This is a genomic window from Pseudomonas tohonis, assembly GCF_012767755.2.
In the GTDB taxonomy this organism is placed as follows: Bacteria; Pseudomonadota; Gammaproteobacteria; order Pseudomonadales; family Pseudomonadaceae; genus Metapseudomonas; species Metapseudomonas tohonis.
The window spans coordinates 2,280,629-2,297,846 of the sequence record NZ_AP023189.1 but is presented as its reverse complement, the minus strand read 5'-3'; the positions used below and the strand labels follow the sequence as shown (position 1 = coordinate 2,297,846).

Below are 17,218 nucleotides of genomic sequence, written 5' to 3'. Positions count from 1 at the left end.
CGAGTTACTTCCTATCCTCGTCCTTGGAAACTGCGGCTCCGCTGGAGTGGGAGTGCCCGCCATGATTGTGGCCAAACAGATGCATCAGCGGGCATAGCAGCAGGATGAGGTATGGCAAAGCCTGCGAAAGATGACCGTAATGCTCGCGCGCGACATAGAAGATGCCGATTACGGCCAGCATGATCAGTGCGATGCCAATCTTGCTCTTCCAAAAAGGTGGTTCCGTAGTGCCAGTGTGGTGCGTGTGATCCATGACAATAGCCTCGGTTCAATGACCATAGAATCAGCATAGGTTGCTCTAGCCAGGCAGAGTTGACGCGTATCAATGGAGTTCAGCGTACGGTCACCTTACCGACCATTCCCGACTGATAATGTCCAGGAACATTGCAGGCGAACTCCAGATCAGTAGCGTCGGAGAAGGTCCAGATCAGCTCTTCGCGTGCACCTGGCTCGACCAGAACGCTGTTGGGATCGTCGTGCTCCATGCCGACCATCTTCATGCCGCCCATGGCGTGGTCCATTTTGCTCATGTCATGCGCTGCAGTCGGGGACAGCGTGCCGTTCTGAAACATCGCAGCCATCTCTTTCTGATGCGCAGCATGGGATGCCGCTTTGCCAAGGTTGAACTCGTGCAGCAGGGCTCCCTCGTTCAGCAGTACGAAGCGAACCGTCTCGCCCGCCTTGATTTCCATTGCCTTGGGTTCAAAGAAGATGTCCCCCATCCGGACTTCGATGGTGCGATCTACTGCCTGACTGTCTCCCGGTTGCCCGATACTGTCTTTCTTGTGGCCCGGGCTGGCCAGCGCATTGGCAGCACTGAGCAGTAAACCAAGGGTGGTGATTATGAAAGCGGGTCTGAGTTTCATGGTGTGCCTCTGAGGTGTTGAGGAGGGATGAGTCCCGATGCTAATGAGGTGCAACTGGCGGTACGCTGACGCGAAAACTACATCGCAGTAAGGTTCGTCAGATCGGTGCTACCCAGCCCGCGGCCAACGGGTAGCACCGGTGCCGGACTAACGCAGAGCAAACTCACCGACCATTCCCGCCTGGTAATGCCCAGGCAATGTACAGGCGAAGCTCAAACTGCCCGCCTGAGGGAAGGTCCACACGAACTCTTTAGTTGTGCCGGGCTCGACGAGAACCGCGTTCGGGTCGTCATGCTTGGCTTTGATGACTTCCGGATAGCCTGGAGGGTTGGAGTCTCCCGTGCCATAACGCTCATGCCAGACAATGCGCTCGGCCATGCCGGTCGGGGTCAGTGTGCCGTCCTTGAACAAGGACGCCATCTTGCGCTGGTGCTCCAGCTGGGACGCTGCCTGCCCGATGTTGAACTCGTGCATCAACGCGCCCTCGTTCTTCAGAACAAAGCGCACGGTTTCACCTGGCTTCACATCGATCGTTTTCTGGCTGTAGTTGATGTCGTCCATCTTTACCAAGATGGTACGAGTCGCTGGCGTCGCCTGGGCCTGCTGCCCAATGCCATTGCTACTGCCGCCGACCTCGGCAAATGCCGGAAAGGTGGTGCTGATGAACAGAGTGCTGATCAGCAGTTTAAGGGGTAAGCGTTTCATGGTGAGACCTCGCGATGGGTGCTGGAAATCTCATGCTATTCCCCGCTTGCTGCCAGGCCGCTGACCCCAGAACTACAATTGCGTCAGCTGGGAAAAAGCACGGCGCCACAAAGGCGCCGCTAGGCCAAAGGAGCAATCACGAAAGGCCTGGAAGATGGGGGAAATCTTTACTGATGGCATTCCTTATCGGCCATCATCAACTTGTGCTCTCGAATCATTTGACCCAGCACGTCGTCTACCAACTTGTCATGCTTTTCCATCCAGGCCAGATGCTCTTCGGCAGACATGTTCGGCGCGGGATGCTCGTTGTGCAGCTGGCTCATGATGTCTTCGAGCATGTTCATATGCGCCTTCATGTGCACATGCCGCTCGCCGACCGGGGCCTTCTCCGCCTGGTTCAGCACGACTTCTGCTTTGTCGCGCATCTGCTGGATGCGCTCGAATACACGGTCGCTGCCCCCCTCGGCCCAAGCCATAGAAGAGAGCAGTAGCGAGCCAACCAGAAGCAAAGGTTTCAGCGATTTCATGGGACAGTCTCCATCAGTGCAAACTATGGCCGGCACCTCTGCTTTTGGTCTGTCGAGGGCCGAGAGCACAACCTAGTGCTCATGCTTGCACCTTAGACAAGCCACCCTGTCAGCGAGCTGAAGCCAGAATTACATTTTCGTAAGCTTCTGGTTGGGGCCGCGGTTTGCCTGCAAACTCAGGCCACCCGATATTTGGAGTCTGCTCGCATGAAACTACTGGTAGCTGAAGATGAACCCAGAACCGGTGCATACCTGCAGCAAGGCCTCAGTGAAGCGGGCTTCAATGTCGACCGGGTTATGACCGGTACAGATGCTCTACAGCACGCTCTGAGTGAGTCCTATGACCTCCTGATCCTGGATGTGATGATGCCTGGGCTGGACGGGTGGGAAGTGCTGCGCATGGTGCGCGCCGCAGGAAAAGACGTCCCCGTATTGTTCTTGACGGCACGCGATGGTGTGGAGGACCGCGTTAAAGGGTTGGAGCTGGGCGCGGACGACTACCTGATCAAGCCATTTGCTTTCTCTGAACTTCTGGCCAGGGTCAGAACGCTGCTGCGTAGAGGCAATGGCTCACCCACGCAAACAACGATGAAAATTGCCGATCTGGAAGTCGATCTGATGAAGCGTCGCGCCATCCGCGGCGGTAAACGAATTGACCTGACCGCGAAGGAGTTTTCACTGCTGGAACTGCTACTGCGCCGGCGCGGCGAGGTGCTCCCGAAGTCGCTGATTGCCTCTCAGGTTTGGGACATGAATTTCGACAGCGACACCAATGTTATTGAGGTTGCGGTACGCCGGCTACGCGCAAAAATCGATGACGATTTCGATCTCAAGCTGATTCATACCGCCCGCGGCATGGGATACATGATGGATGCTCCGGAGTGAATATGAAGCACCTTTCGCTGACCGCACGCATGAGCCTGATGTTCATGTCCGCGGTAATTGCAGTCCTGACGGTAGCAGGGCTGAGTTTCAATATGCTCAGCCAGCACCACTTCAAGATGCTGGATCGGCAGGCCCTGGTGGAGAAACTCGAATCCGCCAAACATATCCTCAACAATGCTCGCGGTGAAGCGAGCCTTTCGGAAGAATTACCGCAGTTGCGAGCTTTGCTGGGAGCCCATCAGGATCTGGCCGCCACTATCCTGGCCAGTGACGGTTCTGTACTGTTTTCCGACCCCAGAGCAGTCGAAGTACCTGAGCGTTTCAGACGTGCAAATGAGCAGAGCATGTGGGAGTGGCAGAACGGCCAACACATGTACCGTGGCATGACGGAGCAAATCTCGGTAGCCGATCAGGCTGAGCCGCTCACTGCGTTGCTGATTCTTGACGTCACCGATCACACACACTTTTTCGACACGCTGCAACGATGGTTTTGGATTGGATTGGTCATCAGCGCCCTGTTCAGTGCCACACTCGGCTGGGTGGTTGCTCGCAGCGGCCTTAGGCCTCTGCGGCAAGTCACTCATGTGGCCTCCGGGATGTCCGCTCGCTCGTTACAGGAGCGAATCCCTCTCGAACCAGTGCCGCGGGAACTTCAGCAACTGGTTCTCTCCTTCAATGCGATGTTGGCTCGGCTAGAGGATGCCTTCGTTAGGCTCTCCAATTTTTCGGCCGACATTGCCCACGAGCTACGAACTCCAGTCAGCAATCTGATGACCCACACCGAGGTCGTGCTGAGTAAAAAACGCGATATCAATGCCTATGAGGAGAATCTGTACTCCAACCTGGAGGACTTGAAGCGCATGTCTCGGATGATTGATGACATGCTGTTCTTGGCCAAGGCTGATAATGGCCTGATCATCCCCGAGCAGGCCAGGATCGAACTGGCTGACGTAGTCTTCAAGCTGTTTGACTACTACCACCTTCTGGCCGAAGAGCGCGGCATTGAGCTATCGCTCACAGGCAAAGGCCAAGTGCTGGGAGATCGGCTGATGCTTGATCGCGCGCTATCCAACTTGCTGTCCAATGCGCTGCGCTACACGCCGGCGGGACAGACAATTTCGGTTCTGATCCGCGAGACAGAGGACTCCACTACCTTCAGTATCGAGAACCCAGGGGACACAATCAGCTCAGAGCATCTAGAGAAGCTCTTCGACCGCTTTTACCGGGTTGACCCCGCTCGGCGGGAGGGCAGCCCGAGCAACGCCGGGCTCGGGCTTGCAATCACCCGATCCATCATTGAGGCTCACAAAGGCCGCATCTGGTGCACCTCAGCGGCTAGCCTCACGGGCTTTCACATCGAATTGCCCCATCCCAGATAATGCCGGTCTGGCGGTAAGTAGGCTACAGCTAACCGCTAGCCCAACTTGACAGGGTGGGTGCAGGTGCAACTCGACTGAGCGCAGATTGCATTCGCCATCCAGATAGGTAACGAGCGGTGAGCTGACACAAGAGCACCCCATTCGCTCTCGGGTAGCAGCTCATGAAGTTTGGAAACTGCATCCCCCGCGCTTGCCTCGCCAAGCCAAACCAATGCTCGGATGGCGTCCCCCGCTCCAGTAGCGCCAAGCACGTCAGGTTGCCGGAAGCCCTCACAGCCTAGCCAATCTCAATTGGCAACCAATTGGCAACCAGAAAGATAAAAATAGCACTAGCATCAAAAACCTACAGGCATAAAAAAATCCAGTCACCGTTAAGTGGCTGGATTTTCTAGGGTTTTTTGGTCGGGACGGAGTGATTCGAACACTCGACCCCTTGCACCCCATGCAAGTGCGCTACCAGGCTGCGCTACGCCCCGACTTTGTTGCTTGCCCCGCTTTGCGGAACGGAGCGAACTATACTTTAAGCTTTTGAATTGTGGAAGGTTTTTTTCAGTTTTTTTTACTTACGCAGAACCAGGAGGACGTCTTCAAGCTCGGCGATCATTTGCCGGATGAGCTGCTTGTATTGGGTGGTGTCGTCCTTCGCTTCGTCGCCGGAGAGGCGCTGGCGCGCACCGCCGATGGTAAAGCCCTGATCGTAAAGCAGCGCCCGGATCTGCCGAATCATCAGCACATCCTGGCGCTGGTAGTAGCGCCGGTTGCCGCGCCGCTTTACCGGGTTGAGCTGGGGAAATTCCTGCTCCCAGTAACGCAGCACGTGGGGCTTGACTGCGCAGAGCTCGCTGACCTCGCCAATGGTGAAGTAACGCTTGCCGGGTATTGTCGGCAATTCGTCGTTATGACTTGGTTCCAGCATAAGCTTCGACTCTGGCTTTCAGTTTCTGCCCCGGACGGAACGTCACGACACGGCGAGCCGTGATCGGGATTTCCTCTCCTGTCTTCGGGTTCCGCCCCGGACGCTGACGCTTATCCCGCAGATCGAAGTTGCCGAAACCCGACAACTTCACCTGCTCGTTATGCTCCAGCGCCTGACGGATTTCCTCGAAAAACAGCTCCACCAGTTCCTTGGCTTCCCGTTTATTCAGGCCAAGCTCTTCGTACAGACGTTCAGCCATCTCAGCTTTCGTCAGAGCCCCCATACGCTACTTCCTTAACGTGGCGTTGAACCTTTCTTCCAGCGAGGTGACGATGTTTTGCGTTGTGGTGTTCACCTCATCGTCGTTAAGAGTGCGCGATGGATGCTGCCAGGTCAAGCCGACGGCCAGGCTTTTTCTAAGCGGATCAATGCCTTTACCGTGATAGACGTCAAATAGCCTGAGGTCCGTCAGCCACTCGCCTGCCGCCTCGCGGATGGTGTCGAGTACGGCCTCGGCGGCCACTTCACGATCCACCAGCAGGGCCAGGTCGCGACGCACTTCGGGGAAGCGCGAAAGCTCGCGGAACTTGGGCAGGCGACCGCGCATGACTTCGGCCAGCACCAGTTCGAACAGGTAGACCGGCTGATCCAGGTCCAGGGCCTTGGCCAGCTCCGGGTGGATGGCGCCGAGGTAGCCGACCAGTTGGCCGTCACGCTCGATGCGGGCGGTCTGGCCCGGGTGCAGGGCGTTGTGTTCGCCGGGCACGAAGTCGAAGTTGTCCAGCGCGCCGGCGGCACCGAGCAGCGCTTCGACATCGGCCTTCACGTCATAGAAGTCCACGCCGTCACGGCCGTGGGCCCAGGCTTCGGGCAGGCGTTTGCCGCAGACGACGCCGGCGAGCATGGCTTCCTGCTTGAGCCCTTCCAGTTGGCCGACGAAACGCAGGCCGCTTTCGAACAGGCGGACGCGGCTCTGCTGGCGGTTGAGGTTGTGCTGCAGCGCCTTGACCAGGCCCGGCCACAGGGAGGAGCGCATGGCAGCCATGTCGGCGGAGATGGGGTTGGCCAGCATGAGCGGCTGCACGCCGGGGTTGAACAGCTCGAACAGCTTGGGATCGATGAAGCTGTAGGTGATCGCTTCCTGGTAGCCACGGGCAACCAGCAGGCGACGCAGGGCCGGCAGTTCGACGGCGGATTCGGCACGGGCCTTGGGCGCCAGGCGCGCTTGCGGGTAGCGGACCGGCAGGCGGTTGTAGCCGTAGAGGCGGCCGAGCTCTTCGATCAGGTCCACTTCCAGGCTGATGTCGAAGCGGTGGCTGGGGACTTCCACCTTCCACTGGCCCTGGCCGACGGAGGTGACGCCCAGGCCCAGCGCGGTGAGCAGGCGCTCGACTTCGGCGGCGTCCATCTCCATGCCCAGCATCTGGGCGATGCGCTCGGCGCGCAGGGTGATGGGGGCGATGCTCGGCAGGTCGGCTTCGCTCACGCTCTCGATGATGGGGCCGGCTTCGCCACCGACGATTTCCAGCAGCAGCGCAGTGGCGCGCTCCATGGCTTCGCGGGCGAGTTGCCAGTCCACGCCCCGCTCGAAGCGGTGCGAGGAGTCGGTATGCAGGCCATAGGAGCGGGCCTTGCCGGCCACGGCGATGGTGTCGAAGAAGGCGGCTTCGAGGAACAGGTCGCGGGTCTTGTCGCTGACACCGCTGTGCTCGCCACCCATCACGCCAGCGATGGCCAGGGCACGAGTGTGGTCAGCGATGACGAGGGTGTCGGCACGCAGGCTGACTTCCTGGCCGTCGAGCAGGACGAGCTTCTCGCCCTCCTCCGCCATGCGCACGCGGATGCCGCCGTTGATTTCGGCGAGGTCGAAGGCGTGCATGGGCTGGCCGAGTTCGAGCATCACGTAGTTGGTGATGTCGACGGCGGCGTCGATGCTGCGTACGTCGGCACGACGCAGGCGCTCGACCATCCACAGCGGGGTGGGCTTGGAGAGGTCGACGTTACGCACGACGCGGCCGAGGTAGCGCGGGCAGGCCTTGGGCGCGAGGACTTCGACCGGGCGCACTTCGTCGTGGGATGCAGCAACCGGGGCGATGGCCAGGCGGGTGACCGGGGCGTCGTACAGCGCGCCGACTTCGCGGGCGAGGCCGGAGAGGTTGAGGCAGTCGCCACGGTTGGGGGTGAGGCCCAGTTCGATGACGACGTCGTCCAGCTCCAGGTAGCGGCGGAAGTCTTCACCCACCGGCGCATCGGCGGCGAGTTCCATGAGGCCGCCGTGGTCTTCGCTGATCTGCAGTTCGTTGGCCGAGCAGAGCATGCCGAAGGATTCGACGCCGCGCAGCTTGGCTTTCTTGATCTTGAAGTCGCCCGGCAGCTCGGCGCCGATCATGGCGAAGGGGATCTTCAGGCCGGGGCGCACGTTGGGGGCGCCGCACACGACCTGGAAGGTCTCACTGCCGTTGCTCACCTGGCATACGCGCAGCTTGTCGGCGTCGGGGTGCTGTTCGGTGCTCAGCACCTCGCCCACCACCACGCCGCTGAAGGCGCCGGCAACGGGGGTGACGCTGTCCACTTCCAGGCCGGCCATCGATAGACGGGCCACCAGCTCGTCGCGGGATACCTGCGGGCTTACCCAGCTCCGCAGCCACTGTTCACTGAATTTCATCCAGCTCTCCTAAGGATTCGTTTCGGCCTTGCGTGCATCGGTGGTCGGCGGTTCAGCGGGCCCGCATCGCGGGGGGTGACGGAAAGCCCGATGGCGGGCCTGGTCAACGTCACCCCGCATGGGCGGGGGTCACTCAACTGAACTGCGCGACGCCGATGCGGGCAAGGGTCGCGTTTCTGACGGCGGGCCTAGCGGAATTGCGCGAGGAACCGCAGGTCGTTATCGAAGAACAGACGCAAGTCGTTGACGCCATAACGGAGCATGGCCAGACGCTCGACACCCATACCGAAGGCGAAGCCCTGGTATTTCTCCGGGTCGATGCCGGACATGCGCAGCACGTTGGGGTGCACCATGCCGCAGCCCATCACTTCCAGCCAGCCGGTCTGCTTGCACACGCGGCAGCCCTTGCCGGAGCACATGACGCATTGCATGTCGACTTCGGCCGACGGCTCGGTGAAGGGGAAGAATGAGGGACGGAAGCGCACGCCCAGGTCCTTCTCGAAGAACACGCGGAGGAATTCCTCGATGGTGCCCTTGAGGTCGGCGAAGCTGATGCCCTCGTCGACCAGCAGGCCTTCGACCTGGTGGAACATCGGCGAGTGGGTGATATCCGAGTCGCAACGATAGACACGACCCGGGCAGACGATGCGGATCGGCGGTTGCTGGGATTCCATGGTGCGTACCTGGACCGGCGAGGTGTGGGTACGCAGCAGCATGTTGGCGTTGAAGTAGAAGGTGTCATGCATCGCGCGGGCCGGGTGATGGCCTGGGATGTTGAGCGCTTCGAAGTTGTGGTAGTCGTCTTCGACCTCGGGGCCTTCGGCGATGCCGTAGCCGATATGGGTGAAGAACTGCTCGACGCGCTCCAGGGTGCGGGTGACCGGATGCAGGCCGCCGGAGACCTGGCCACGGCCAGGCAGAGTTACGTCGATACGCTCGGCCGCGAGCTTGGCGCCGAGGGCGGCCTGCTCAAGCGAGTCCTTGCGGGAATTCAGGGCATCCTGAACGCGCTCTTTGGCGGTATTGATCAGCGCGCCGACTTTGGGGCGTTCCTCGGCCGGCAAGTCGCCCAGGGTCTTCATCACCTGAGTCAGTTCGCCTTTCTTGCCAAGGTAATGGACGCGAATCTGCTCGAGGGCGTTCACGTCTTCGGTTTGTTGCACTGCCTCAAGCGCTTGAGAGACCAGCGCATCCAGATTTTCCATGTACAGACTCCAGATACGAAATAGGGGAAGAGCGCAAGGCTCTTCCCCTATTGGTGACGTTCAGCACCGGGATGGCCCGGTGATTGTCGGGGACTTAAGCCAGTACGGCTTTCGCTTTCTCGACAATCGCAGCAAACGCCGCTTTTTCGTTCACTGCCAGATCGGCCAGAACCTTACGATCGATCTCGATGGCCGCTTTTTTCAGGCCAGCGATCAGACGGCTGTAGGACAGACCGTTCAGACGAGCACCAGCGTTGATACGAGCGATCCACAGAGCGCGGAACTGACGTTTGCGCTGACGACGGTCACGGTAGGCGTATTGGCCAGCCTTGATCACCGCCTGCTTGGCAACGCGGAACACGCGGCTGCGTGCGCCGTAGTAGCCTTTGGCGAGTTTCAGAATCTTTTTGTGACGCTTGCGAGCGATGACGCCGCGCTTTACACGAGCCATGAGTAATTTCCTCTAGAATCTTGACCGATTAACGAACGCGCAGCATGCGCTCGACTTTTGCCTTGTCCGACGGATGCATCAGTTCGCTACCGCGAAGTTGACGCTTACGCTTGGTGGACATCTTGGTCAGGATGTGGCTCTTGAAAGCGTGTTTGTGCTTGTAGCCAGCAGCGGTCTTGAGGAAACGCTTGGCTGCACCGCTCTTGGTTTTCATCTTTGGCATGTTCGGATACTCCGCATTGAGTGATTACGCATAACCGCAAGGCCTGCCAGTGCCCTGGTGGTTACTTTTTCTTTTTGGGAGCGATGACCATCATCAGCTGGCGTCCTTCCAGCTTAGGATGCTGTTCAACGGTGCCGAGTTCGGCGAGGTCGGCTTCGACCCGCTTCAACAGCTCCATGCCCAGCTCCTGGTGAGCCATCTCACGACCACGGAATCGAAGCGATACCTTGGCCTTGTCTCCCTCATTAAGGAAACGTACCAGGTTGCGTAGTTTTACCTGGTAATCCCCTTCTTCCGTCCCTGGACGAAACTTGATTTCTTTGATCTGTTGCTGGTGCTGATTCTTCTTCGCCGCAGCAGCCTGCTTCTTCTTCTCGAACAGGTGCTTGCCGTAGTCCATGATTCGGCAGACGGGCGGCACTGCATCAGCGGAAATCTCCACCAGATCCAGCTTTGCTTCTTCAGCAGCGCGAAGCGCTTCATCAATCGAGACGACGCCAATTTGCTGGCCGTCTGCACCAATCAGTCGCACCTCTCGAGCCGAGATATTCTCGTTAATCGGGGCCTTGGGTGCAGCTCGTTTATCTTGTCTCATTTCACGCTTAATAATGATTACTCCAATTCTTGGCGACCACGCCGGGAAACCGCCTGCGCAAGCGTAGTGACGAATTGGTCGAGGGGCATGGAGCCCAGATCGACGCCTTCACGGGTTCGCACAGCAACGGATCGTGTCTCAACCTCACGATCTCCAATAACCAGGAGATAGGGAACCTTGAGCAAAGTATGCTCGCGGATTTTAAAGCCGATTTTTTCGTTTCTCAAGTCGGACTTGGCACGGAACCCGCTTTGGTTGAGGGTTTTTTCCACTTCGAGGGCAAAATCGGCCTGCTTGTCGGTGATATTCATGATCACCGCCTGGGTCGGAGCGAGCCACGCCGGGAACAGGCCCGCGTAGTGCTCGATGAGCATGCCGATGAAGCGCTCGAAGGAGCCGAGGATGGCACGGTGCAACATCACCGGGCGCGTACGGCTGTTATCTTCGGCGATATAGCTGGCATCCAGACGCTCCGGAAGGTTCGGATCGTACTGCAGGGTGCCGCACTGCCAGTTACGGCCGAGGCAGTCCTTGAGGGTGAACTCAATCTTCGGACCGTAGAAAGCGCCCTCCCCCGGCTGGTATTCCCAGGCCAGGCCGGACTCGTTCAGGGCGTCCGCGAGGGCACCTTCGGCGCGATCCCACAGCTCGTCGGATCCCACGCGCTTGGCCGGGCGAGTCGACAATTTCATCGAAATATCGCTGAAGCCGAAGTCCGCATACACTTGCAGGGTCAGCTTGATGAAATCGGCCGCCTCTTTCTTCACCTGTTCTTCGGTGCAGAAGATGTGGGCGTCGTCCTGGGTGAAGCCACGCACGCGCATGATGCCGTGCAGGGCACCGGAGGGCTCGTTGCGGTGGCAGGCACCGAACTCGGCCAGGCGCAGCGGCAGGTCGCGATAGGACTTCAGGCCCTGGTTGAAGATCTGCACGTGGCACGGGCAGTTCATCGGCTTGACGGCGTAGTCGCGGCTTTCGGACGCCGTGGTGAACATGTTCTCGGCGTAGTTGGACCAGTGGCCCGAGCGCTCCCAGAGGATACGATCCACGACCTGCGGCGTACGCACTTCAACGTAGCCATGCTCGCGCTGCACCTGGCGCATGTACTGCTCCAGCACCTGGTACAGGGTCCAGCCGTTGGGGTGCCAGAACACCATGCCCGGGGCTTCTTCCTGGAGGTGGAACAGGTCGAGCTGCTTGCCGATGCGGCGATGATCGCGCTTCTCGGCCTCTTCGATGCGCTGGACATAAGCGGCCAGCTGCTTCTTGTCGGCCCAGGCGGTGCCGTAGACACGCTGCAGCTGCTCGTTCTTCGAGTCGCCGCGCCAGTAGGCGCCGGAAATCTTGGTGAGCTTGAACGCTTTCAGGAAGCGGGTGTTGGGCACATGCGGGCCCCGGCACATGTCCACGTACTCCTCATGGAAGTACAGGCCCATGGCCTTCTCATCCGGCATGTCCTCGACCAGGCGCAGCTTGTAGTCCTCGCCACGGGCCTTGAACACTTCGATCACCTCGGCGCGCGGGGTGACCTTCTTGATGACGTCGTAATCCTTGTCGATCAGCTCGGCCATGCGCTTTTCGATGGCGGCCATGTCCTCGGGCGTGAAAGGACGCTCGAAGGCGATGTCGTAATAGAAGCCTTCATCGATGACCGGGCCGATCACCATGCGGGCGGTCGGATAGAGCTGCTTGACGGCATGGCCGACCAGGTGAGCACAGGAGTGACGAATGATCTCGACTCCAGCCTCGTCCTTGGGGGTGATGATCTGCAGGGTCGCGTCGTTTTCGATCAGGTCGCAGGCATCGACGAGCTTGCCGTCGACCTTGCCGGCGACGGTGGCCTTGGCCAGGCCGGCGCCAATGGATTGCGCCACCTCGAGCACGGACACGGGGTGATCGAACGAACGCTGACTGCCGTCGGGAAGAGTAATGATGGGCATGGCGCCTCCTCTCCTAGTGGTGACCTCTACCAAAGGCCACATGGGTTGGGATGAGCCAGTAATTGATCCGGTGGTATGCCTGCCACACGATGACAGAGCCCGAAGGCCAACCGAGCCGAACCAGGGTCACTGGAGGTGTCGAGAACCGCGGATGCTTCCAGAAACACGTGACAGTGACAAGCGCGGATGCGAGCGGCACGCCTTTATATAGGCAGGACGACTGACGCTGGCGATGCGAAGAACACGGAAGGAGCAGGAAGAACCGCGAAGCGCGGCACTTTAGCACAAAAGAATCAGTGGCTTAGAAGCAAGCAGCACCACTTCGACACGATACTCATCGAATGTCGCCCCATGACTCACCGCCGGGGCGCACCTCAGTTCGGAGCTGACACTCAATTGCCACCACCGAAATGTGACAACAATCACACAAGAATGCAGATCAGTTCACGGTTGCACTGATATGCTCCGCCGAGCAAATCGACCAAGGAGTCATACGATGAAGGAACAACGTACTTTCCTTGCTCTTCGCGCTCACATCGATGAGTTGCTCAGGGACGGAGCCCGCATTATCAGCCGCGACCCCTTGACCCTGAAGGTCAGCGGCCATCTGTATCGCGTCAACTGCGGGATGCTGATCAGTCACTCAGCAGCCGCCTGATCGAGTCCGGGCGTTACGCCCGGCACCCCCTCCGTCATGACTGGCGCCCATCTCCGCACCATGCCTCCACGCGATAGCTGAAACCTTCGAAGCGCAACGGAATTTCAGAATACGAGCCCTGTCACAGCTACTGCTATTCTGCTTGCATCTTCTCCAGGGGAGACCAATCCGTGAAGGAACAACGGAGCTTTCATGCATTGCGTGCGCACATCGATGAACTGCTCAGGGAAGGGGCACGGATCATCGGCCGGGAGCCACTGACAATCAGGATCAACGACGGCCTCTACCGTGTAATGCACGGCATGCTCATCGCCGATATCTGAACCCGGCGACCGCATCGCACCACACCCTCGCCAGCGCGGGCATACCGCACTGCTCCCATTCTTTTATCCATCGGAACCGTGCCGGACCGAGCACGCATCACGGAAGGAAGACAGGCTCCTCCGACGCGAACAGGGCATGGGCATCATCCTCATCCGCCCAACCTGCTCCCGCAGCAAAATCCACCCGTTCAGTGATGAGGTTGTAGCCGACATCACCGCCACTGAAATACCCCTCGCCCTGGTAGGTCATCCCTATGTTTGGCCGAAAGGCAGACGAGGCGAAAAGATAGTCGAGCCCGACCGAGCCAACCGCGATAGCGTCCTCGTCATCGCCGAATGCCTTTATCCCTGCCGCAACGCCGCCGCCAAAGACATAGCTGACACCGATTCCGAAACCAACATCACCCGCCTGGGCGACTCCACCCGACGAGAACAGCAACGCCCCGGCAGCCGCCATTGCCGCCCGGCGCACGAACCCGACTCGATTCCCCATGACACCCGCCTCCTCGCTGGTGAATGCCCATGAAGATTAGATAGCGCACGGACATAACCAAGCGAAGCGGCAGCATGTTTCCGATATATGGACATCTGGCGGCGCGAGGAGGAGGAGCGGAAGGATGTCGGACGCAGGACTTGCACCCTGCCGTATGCTTGAATTTTTGCGGGCAACAAAAAAGGCGACCCTTTCGGATCGCCTTCTTTGCACCGCCTGAGCGGCTTCGATTTGGTAGGCACAATTGGACTCGAACCAACGACCCCCACCATGTCAAGGTGGTGCTCTAACCAACTGAGCTATGTGCCTTCGATGGGTGCGCATTCTACAGCGATGCATTTCGGCGTCAACAACTTTTTCCGCTAACTGACTGAAAAAGTGAAGTTTTTGTTGTTCGGCGCTGCGTTAAATATCTTGCACAGCCCCTAGCCGGCCATTTTCAACTCGGGTAGCATCACGCCATCCGTAAAAAATAAAAAACAGAGATTCAAGATGACGCACACTCCCTACCCCCAATCCTATTACGCAGCATCGGCCAATCCGGTACCGCAGCGCCCGGAGCTGGTCGGCGAGACCGAGACCGACATCTGCATCATCGGCGCCGGCTACACCGGCCTGTCCACCGCGCTCTTCCTGCTGGAGAACGGCTTCAAGGTCACCATCGTCGAGGCGGCCAAGGTCGGCTTCGGCGCGTCCGGTCGCAACGGCGGCCAGATCGTCAACAGCTATAGCCGCGACATCGACGTGATCGAGCGCACCACCAATCCGAAGGATGCCCAACTGCTCGGCCAGATGGCGTTCGAGGGTGGCCGCATCATCCGCGAGCGCATCGCCAAGTACGACATCCAGTGCGACCTCAAGGACGGTGGCGTGTTCGCTGCCATCACGCCCAAGCAGATGGGCCATCTGGAAGCCCAGAAGAAGCTGTGGGAACGCTACGGCCATACCCAGCTGGAACTGCTGGACGCCAAGCGCATCCGTGAAGTCGCATCGACCGAGAACTACATCGGCGGCATGCTCGACATGAGCGGCGGCCACATCCACCCGCTGAACCTGGCCCTCGGCGAGGCGGCAGCGGTGGAATCCCTCGGCGGCATCATCCATGAGCAATCTCCCGCCATCCGCGTCGAGCGTGGCGCCAACCCGGTCGTGCACACCCCGAAAGGCCGGGTGAAGGCCAAGTTCGTGGTGGTGGCCGGCAACGCCTACCTGGGCAACCTGCTGCCCGAACTGGCATCCAAGTCCATGCCCTGCGGCACCCAGGTCATCACTACCGAACCGCTGTCGGAAGAAATGGCCAAGAGCCTGTTGCCGCAGGACTACTGCGTCGAGGACTGCAACTACCTGCTGGACTACTACCGCCTCTCCGGCGACCGCCGCCTGATCTATGGCGGTGGCGTGGTCTACGGCGCGCGTGACCCGGCGAACATCGAGGCGATCATCCGCCCGAAGATGCTCAAGACCTTCCCGCAGCTCAAGGACGTGAAGATCGACTACGCCTGGACCGGCAACTTCCTGCTGACCCTCTCGCGCCTGCCCCAGGTCGGCCGCATCGGCGACAACATCTATTACTCCCAGGGCTGCAGCGGCCACGGCGTCACCTACACCCACCTGGCAGGCAAGGTCCTGGCCGAAGCCCTGCGCGGCCAGGCGGAACGCTTCGACGCCTTCGCCAGCCTGCCGCACTACCCCTTCCCGGGCGGCCGCCTGTTCCAGGTCCCGTTCAGCGCCATCGGTGCCTGGTACTACAGCCTGCGTGACAAGCTGGGGATCTGATCCTCGCGACATGAAAACGGCGCCCTCGGGCGCCGTTTTTCATTGGAACGCGGGAAACCACGTCCCTGGGGCGTGGTCACGAGTCATCGGCTCTGCCTGTGACGATATGAATTGAGAGCCCCCGCTGGATGGACACGTTCTGTAGGGCGTGCCGTGCGCACCGCCGCACGGTGCTTCCGGCAGGCTCTCCAGGCGCGTGGCACACCCTACGTCCAAACCCCGAAGTCTGGCTGGCCCCTTCTTACCTAGGGGGCCAACGCAAGTCCAGGTTCTACGAGCGTGGATTTTCACTGGGGCAGAAGCCCTGTGCGGGCATTCAACGCAGCTGCTTTCTGGCGATATTCGCCGCATCGGCCTGGCCGGCACCCGCCAGCGCATCGGCGGCCTGCTTCCAGCGCTCGGCATCGACCTGCGCCGGGAGCTGGTTCGGCGCCTGCAGCAGCACCGCCCAGTGGCCCGCCCCCTCCCAGTCCGACTCGAACTCCGAGAAGCCCATCGGCAGGCGCCGCTCACCGCCGGCCCGCAGCAGCAACACCTGCTTGTGGCGGTCATAGCCCACCACCAGCGCATATCGCCACGACGGCAACCAGCCATAGCCCTGGCGCAGGTGCACCAGCACCGGATTGCCCGCCGCCACCTGCACCAGCAGGTCCTCCACCTGGTCGCCCAGCGGGTAGACCAGCAGCCCGTGGCGGTTCACCACATCGGCCAGGTTCCCTTGCAGCGCCTCCTCGCGTTCCGGCAGACGCAACTCCTTCTCCACCATGCCAGGCGTCACCGTCTCCCCCTGCAGGGTGAAGAGCGCTGCCAGCGCCGCCGGCGCGCTCTGGTAGGCGTGTTGGGCGAAGAACGGCACGTTGCTCAGCTCGACCGCCTCGGGCAGGCCACGCAACCCCGGCGAGGTGGGCTGGGCGGAACAGGCGGCCAGCAGGATGGAAAACGCGAGCACGGCACAGCCGGCAAGGGATCGGTTACGGCGAATAGGCACTGCATCTACCCCGATGGTTCACAGGTGCATGGCGGACATGGAAGGAATCATACCGGCGCGGATGGCCCGGTACACGGCGCATCTGTATAACCCGAGCCGGGTCGTCGAGCGCACGGAAATGACGGTTTTTCGAGAGCGTTATCGCCATTCCATTCATTGCTGCGACAAATAGTTATTTATTCACGACCCGCTGTGACTTCCTGGTCAGGTTTCGCCATCCATATCCACGACGGCAGGCAACGGTCGATACGACCGGCCCCGTCGACCTCGTTGGGCACAATACGGAGAGACCCACCCCATGAACGCAACACTTCGCGTCAACGAAGCCCTGATCATCGCCGGCCGCGCCTTCCAACCCTTCCAGTGCGTGGCCTGGGCCCCTCAGGATGGCAACGGCGAGCTCAGCCTCAGTGTCATCGACCGCACCAGCACGCGCCTGCTGGGCCGCTCGAAAATCGCCAGCAGCACCTACTGCGACCCCCAACAACTGGCCAGCATCCTCAAGCAGTCCCGCGAGGAGCTGAGCCGCAAGGGCTACAGCCTCGACCCCTGGAAAATGCCCGAGTAACACCTTCCAGCGCTGTGCCCACTGCGCGGCGGGCAGCTTCCCGGCTGCCCGCCCT

The 17,218-nt window shown here is 60.1% G+C and carries 20 protein-coding genes and 2 tRNA genes; 6 read left to right on the top strand and 16 right to left on the bottom strand.

Going from position 1 to position 17,218, the window contains the following annotated elements:
* Positions 1 to 4: 4 nt before the first annotated feature.
* From HSX14_RS10575 to HSX14_RS10560, 4 genes are all read right to left on the bottom strand, one after another.
* On the bottom strand, positions 5 to 253 hold the full coding sequence (locus tag HSX14_RS10575; protein WP_009686142.1) for a DUF2933 domain-containing protein: 249 nt from the start codon (positions 251 to 253) through the stop codon (positions 5 to 7).
* A gap of 79 nt (positions 254 to 332) precedes the next feature.
* The gene (locus tag HSX14_RS10570; RefSeq protein ID WP_021221948.1) at positions 333 to 866 is read right to left on the bottom strand and encodes a cupredoxin domain-containing protein; all 534 of its coding nucleotides are present in this window, start codon (positions 864 to 866) and stop codon (positions 333 to 335) included.
* 147 nt (positions 867 to 1,013) lie between these two features.
* Positions 1,014 to 1,571: a cupredoxin domain-containing protein gene (locus HSX14_RS10565; protein ID WP_021221949.1), complete on the bottom strand. Its 558-nt coding sequence runs from the start codon at positions 1,569 to 1,571 to the stop codon at positions 1,014 to 1,016.
* A gap of 167 nt (positions 1,572 to 1,738) precedes the next feature.
* Positions 1,739 to 2,098: a co-regulatory protein PtrA N-terminal domain-containing protein gene (locus tag HSX14_RS10560; protein WP_009686140.1), complete on the bottom strand. Its 360-nt coding sequence runs from the start codon at positions 2,096 to 2,098 to the stop codon at positions 1,739 to 1,741.
* A 207-nt stretch (positions 2,099 to 2,305) separates the two neighbouring features.
* On the opposite strand from HSX14_RS10560, the gene HSX14_RS10555 reads away from it, so the two are divergent.
* Both HSX14_RS10555 and HSX14_RS10550 read left to right on the top strand, forming a co-directional pair.
* A complete protein-coding gene (locus HSX14_RS10555; protein WP_074974251.1) occupies positions 2,306 to 2,983 on the top strand; it encodes a heavy metal response regulator transcription factor in 678 nt (225 codons plus the stop codon).
* 2 nt (positions 2,984 to 2,985) lie between these two features.
* On the top strand, positions 2,986 to 4,362 hold the full coding sequence (locus tag HSX14_RS10550; RefSeq protein WP_021221950.1) for a heavy metal sensor histidine kinase: 1,377 nt from the start codon (positions 2,986 to 2,988) through the stop codon (positions 4,360 to 4,362).
* A gap of 399 nt (positions 4,363 to 4,761) precedes the next feature.
* Here HSX14_RS10550 and HSX14_RS10545 read toward each other — a convergent pair.
* The 9 genes from HSX14_RS10545 to thrS form a co-directional block, all read right to left on the bottom strand.
* Positions 4,762 to 4,838 (bottom strand) — tRNA-Pro (locus HSX14_RS10545).
* 83 nt (positions 4,839 to 4,921) lie between these two features.
* On the bottom strand, positions 4,922 to 5,278 hold the full coding sequence (locus HSX14_RS10540; protein ID WP_111263790.1) for a MerR family transcriptional regulator: 357 nt from the start codon (positions 5,276 to 5,278) through the stop codon (positions 4,922 to 4,924).
* Positions 5,259 to 5,561, bottom strand: coding sequence for an integration host factor subunit alpha (gene ihfA, locus HSX14_RS10535; RefSeq protein ID WP_003282572.1), 303 nt, complete (start codon positions 5,559 to 5,561; stop codon positions 5,259 to 5,261). The genes HSX14_RS10540 and ihfA overlap by 20 nt, the downstream gene beginning before the upstream one ends.
* A gap of 3 nt (positions 5,562 to 5,564) precedes the next feature.
* Positions 5,565 to 7,943 (bottom strand): phenylalanine--tRNA ligase subunit beta, encoded by a 2,379-nt coding sequence (pheT, locus tag HSX14_RS10530; RefSeq protein ID WP_173178432.1) that lies wholly within the window; start codon positions 7,941 to 7,943, stop codon positions 5,565 to 5,567.
* Between the two features lie 188 nt (positions 7,944 to 8,131).
* On the bottom strand, positions 8,132 to 9,148 hold the full coding sequence (gene pheS / locus HSX14_RS10525) for a phenylalanine--tRNA ligase subunit alpha (protein ID WP_111263788.1): 1,017 nt from the start codon (positions 9,146 to 9,148) through the stop codon (positions 8,132 to 8,134).
* 94 nt (positions 9,149 to 9,242) lie between these two features.
* On the bottom strand, positions 9,243 to 9,599 hold the full coding sequence (gene rplT, locus HSX14_RS10520; RefSeq protein WP_004422590.1) for a 50S ribosomal protein L20: 357 nt from the start codon (positions 9,597 to 9,599) through the stop codon (positions 9,243 to 9,245).
* A 28-nt stretch (positions 9,600 to 9,627) separates the two neighbouring features.
* A complete protein-coding gene (rpmI, locus tag HSX14_RS10515; protein WP_021701550.1) occupies positions 9,628 to 9,822 on the bottom strand; it encodes a 50S ribosomal protein L35 in 195 nt (64 codons plus the stop codon).
* A 61-nt stretch (positions 9,823 to 9,883) separates the two neighbouring features.
* A complete protein-coding gene (gene infC, locus HSX14_RS10510) occupies positions 9,884 to 10,435 on the bottom strand; it encodes a translation initiation factor IF-3 (protein WP_173178453.1) in 552 nt (183 codons plus the stop codon).
* Positions 10,435 to 12,357, bottom strand: coding sequence for a threonine--tRNA ligase (gene thrS / locus HSX14_RS10505; RefSeq protein WP_111263786.1), 1,923 nt, complete (start codon positions 12,355 to 12,357; stop codon positions 10,435 to 10,437). The genes infC and thrS overlap by 1 nt, the downstream gene beginning before the upstream one ends.
* Positions 12,358 to 12,853: 496 nt before the next feature.
* On the opposite strand from thrS, the gene HSX14_RS10500 reads away from it, so the two are divergent.
* The gene (locus HSX14_RS10500; protein ID WP_173178431.1) at positions 12,854 to 13,015 is read left to right on the top strand and encodes a hypothetical protein; all 162 of its coding nucleotides are present in this window, start codon (positions 12,854 to 12,856) and stop codon (positions 13,013 to 13,015) included.
* Between the two features lie 170 nt (positions 13,016 to 13,185).
* The gene (locus HSX14_RS10495; protein WP_173178430.1) at positions 13,186 to 13,338 is read left to right on the top strand and encodes a hypothetical protein; all 153 of its coding nucleotides are present in this window, start codon (positions 13,186 to 13,188) and stop codon (positions 13,336 to 13,338) included.
* 97 nt (positions 13,339 to 13,435) lie between these two features.
* On the opposite strand, the gene HSX14_RS10490 is transcribed toward HSX14_RS10495, so the two are convergent.
* Complete coding sequence (locus tag HSX14_RS10490; protein ID WP_173178429.1) at positions 13,436 to 13,831, bottom strand: hypothetical protein; 396 nt, start codon at positions 13,829 to 13,831, stop codon at positions 13,436 to 13,438.
* Positions 13,832 to 14,063: 232 nt separating this feature from the next.
* Positions 14,064 to 14,140, bottom strand: a tRNA-Val gene (locus HSX14_RS10485).
* A 183-nt stretch (positions 14,141 to 14,323) separates the two neighbouring features.
* On the opposite strand from HSX14_RS10485, the gene HSX14_RS10480 reads away from it, so the two are divergent.
* On the top strand, positions 14,324 to 15,607 hold the full coding sequence (locus HSX14_RS10480; protein WP_173178428.1) for an NAD(P)/FAD-dependent oxidoreductase: 1,284 nt from the start codon (positions 14,324 to 14,326) through the stop codon (positions 15,605 to 15,607).
* A gap of 316 nt (positions 15,608 to 15,923) precedes the next feature.
* On the opposite strand, the gene HSX14_RS10475 is transcribed toward HSX14_RS10480, so the two are convergent.
* A complete protein-coding gene (locus HSX14_RS10475; protein ID WP_228723568.1) occupies positions 15,924 to 16,556 on the bottom strand; it encodes a PA2778 family cysteine peptidase in 633 nt (210 codons plus the stop codon).
* Positions 16,557 to 16,893: 337 nt separating this feature from the next.
* Between HSX14_RS10475 and HSX14_RS10470 the strand changes: the two genes are divergently transcribed.
* Positions 16,894 to 17,163 (top strand): hypothetical protein, encoded by a 270-nt coding sequence (locus HSX14_RS10470; protein ID WP_111263782.1) that lies wholly within the window; start codon positions 16,894 to 16,896, stop codon positions 17,161 to 17,163.
* Positions 17,164 to 17,218: the final 55 nt, after the last annotated feature.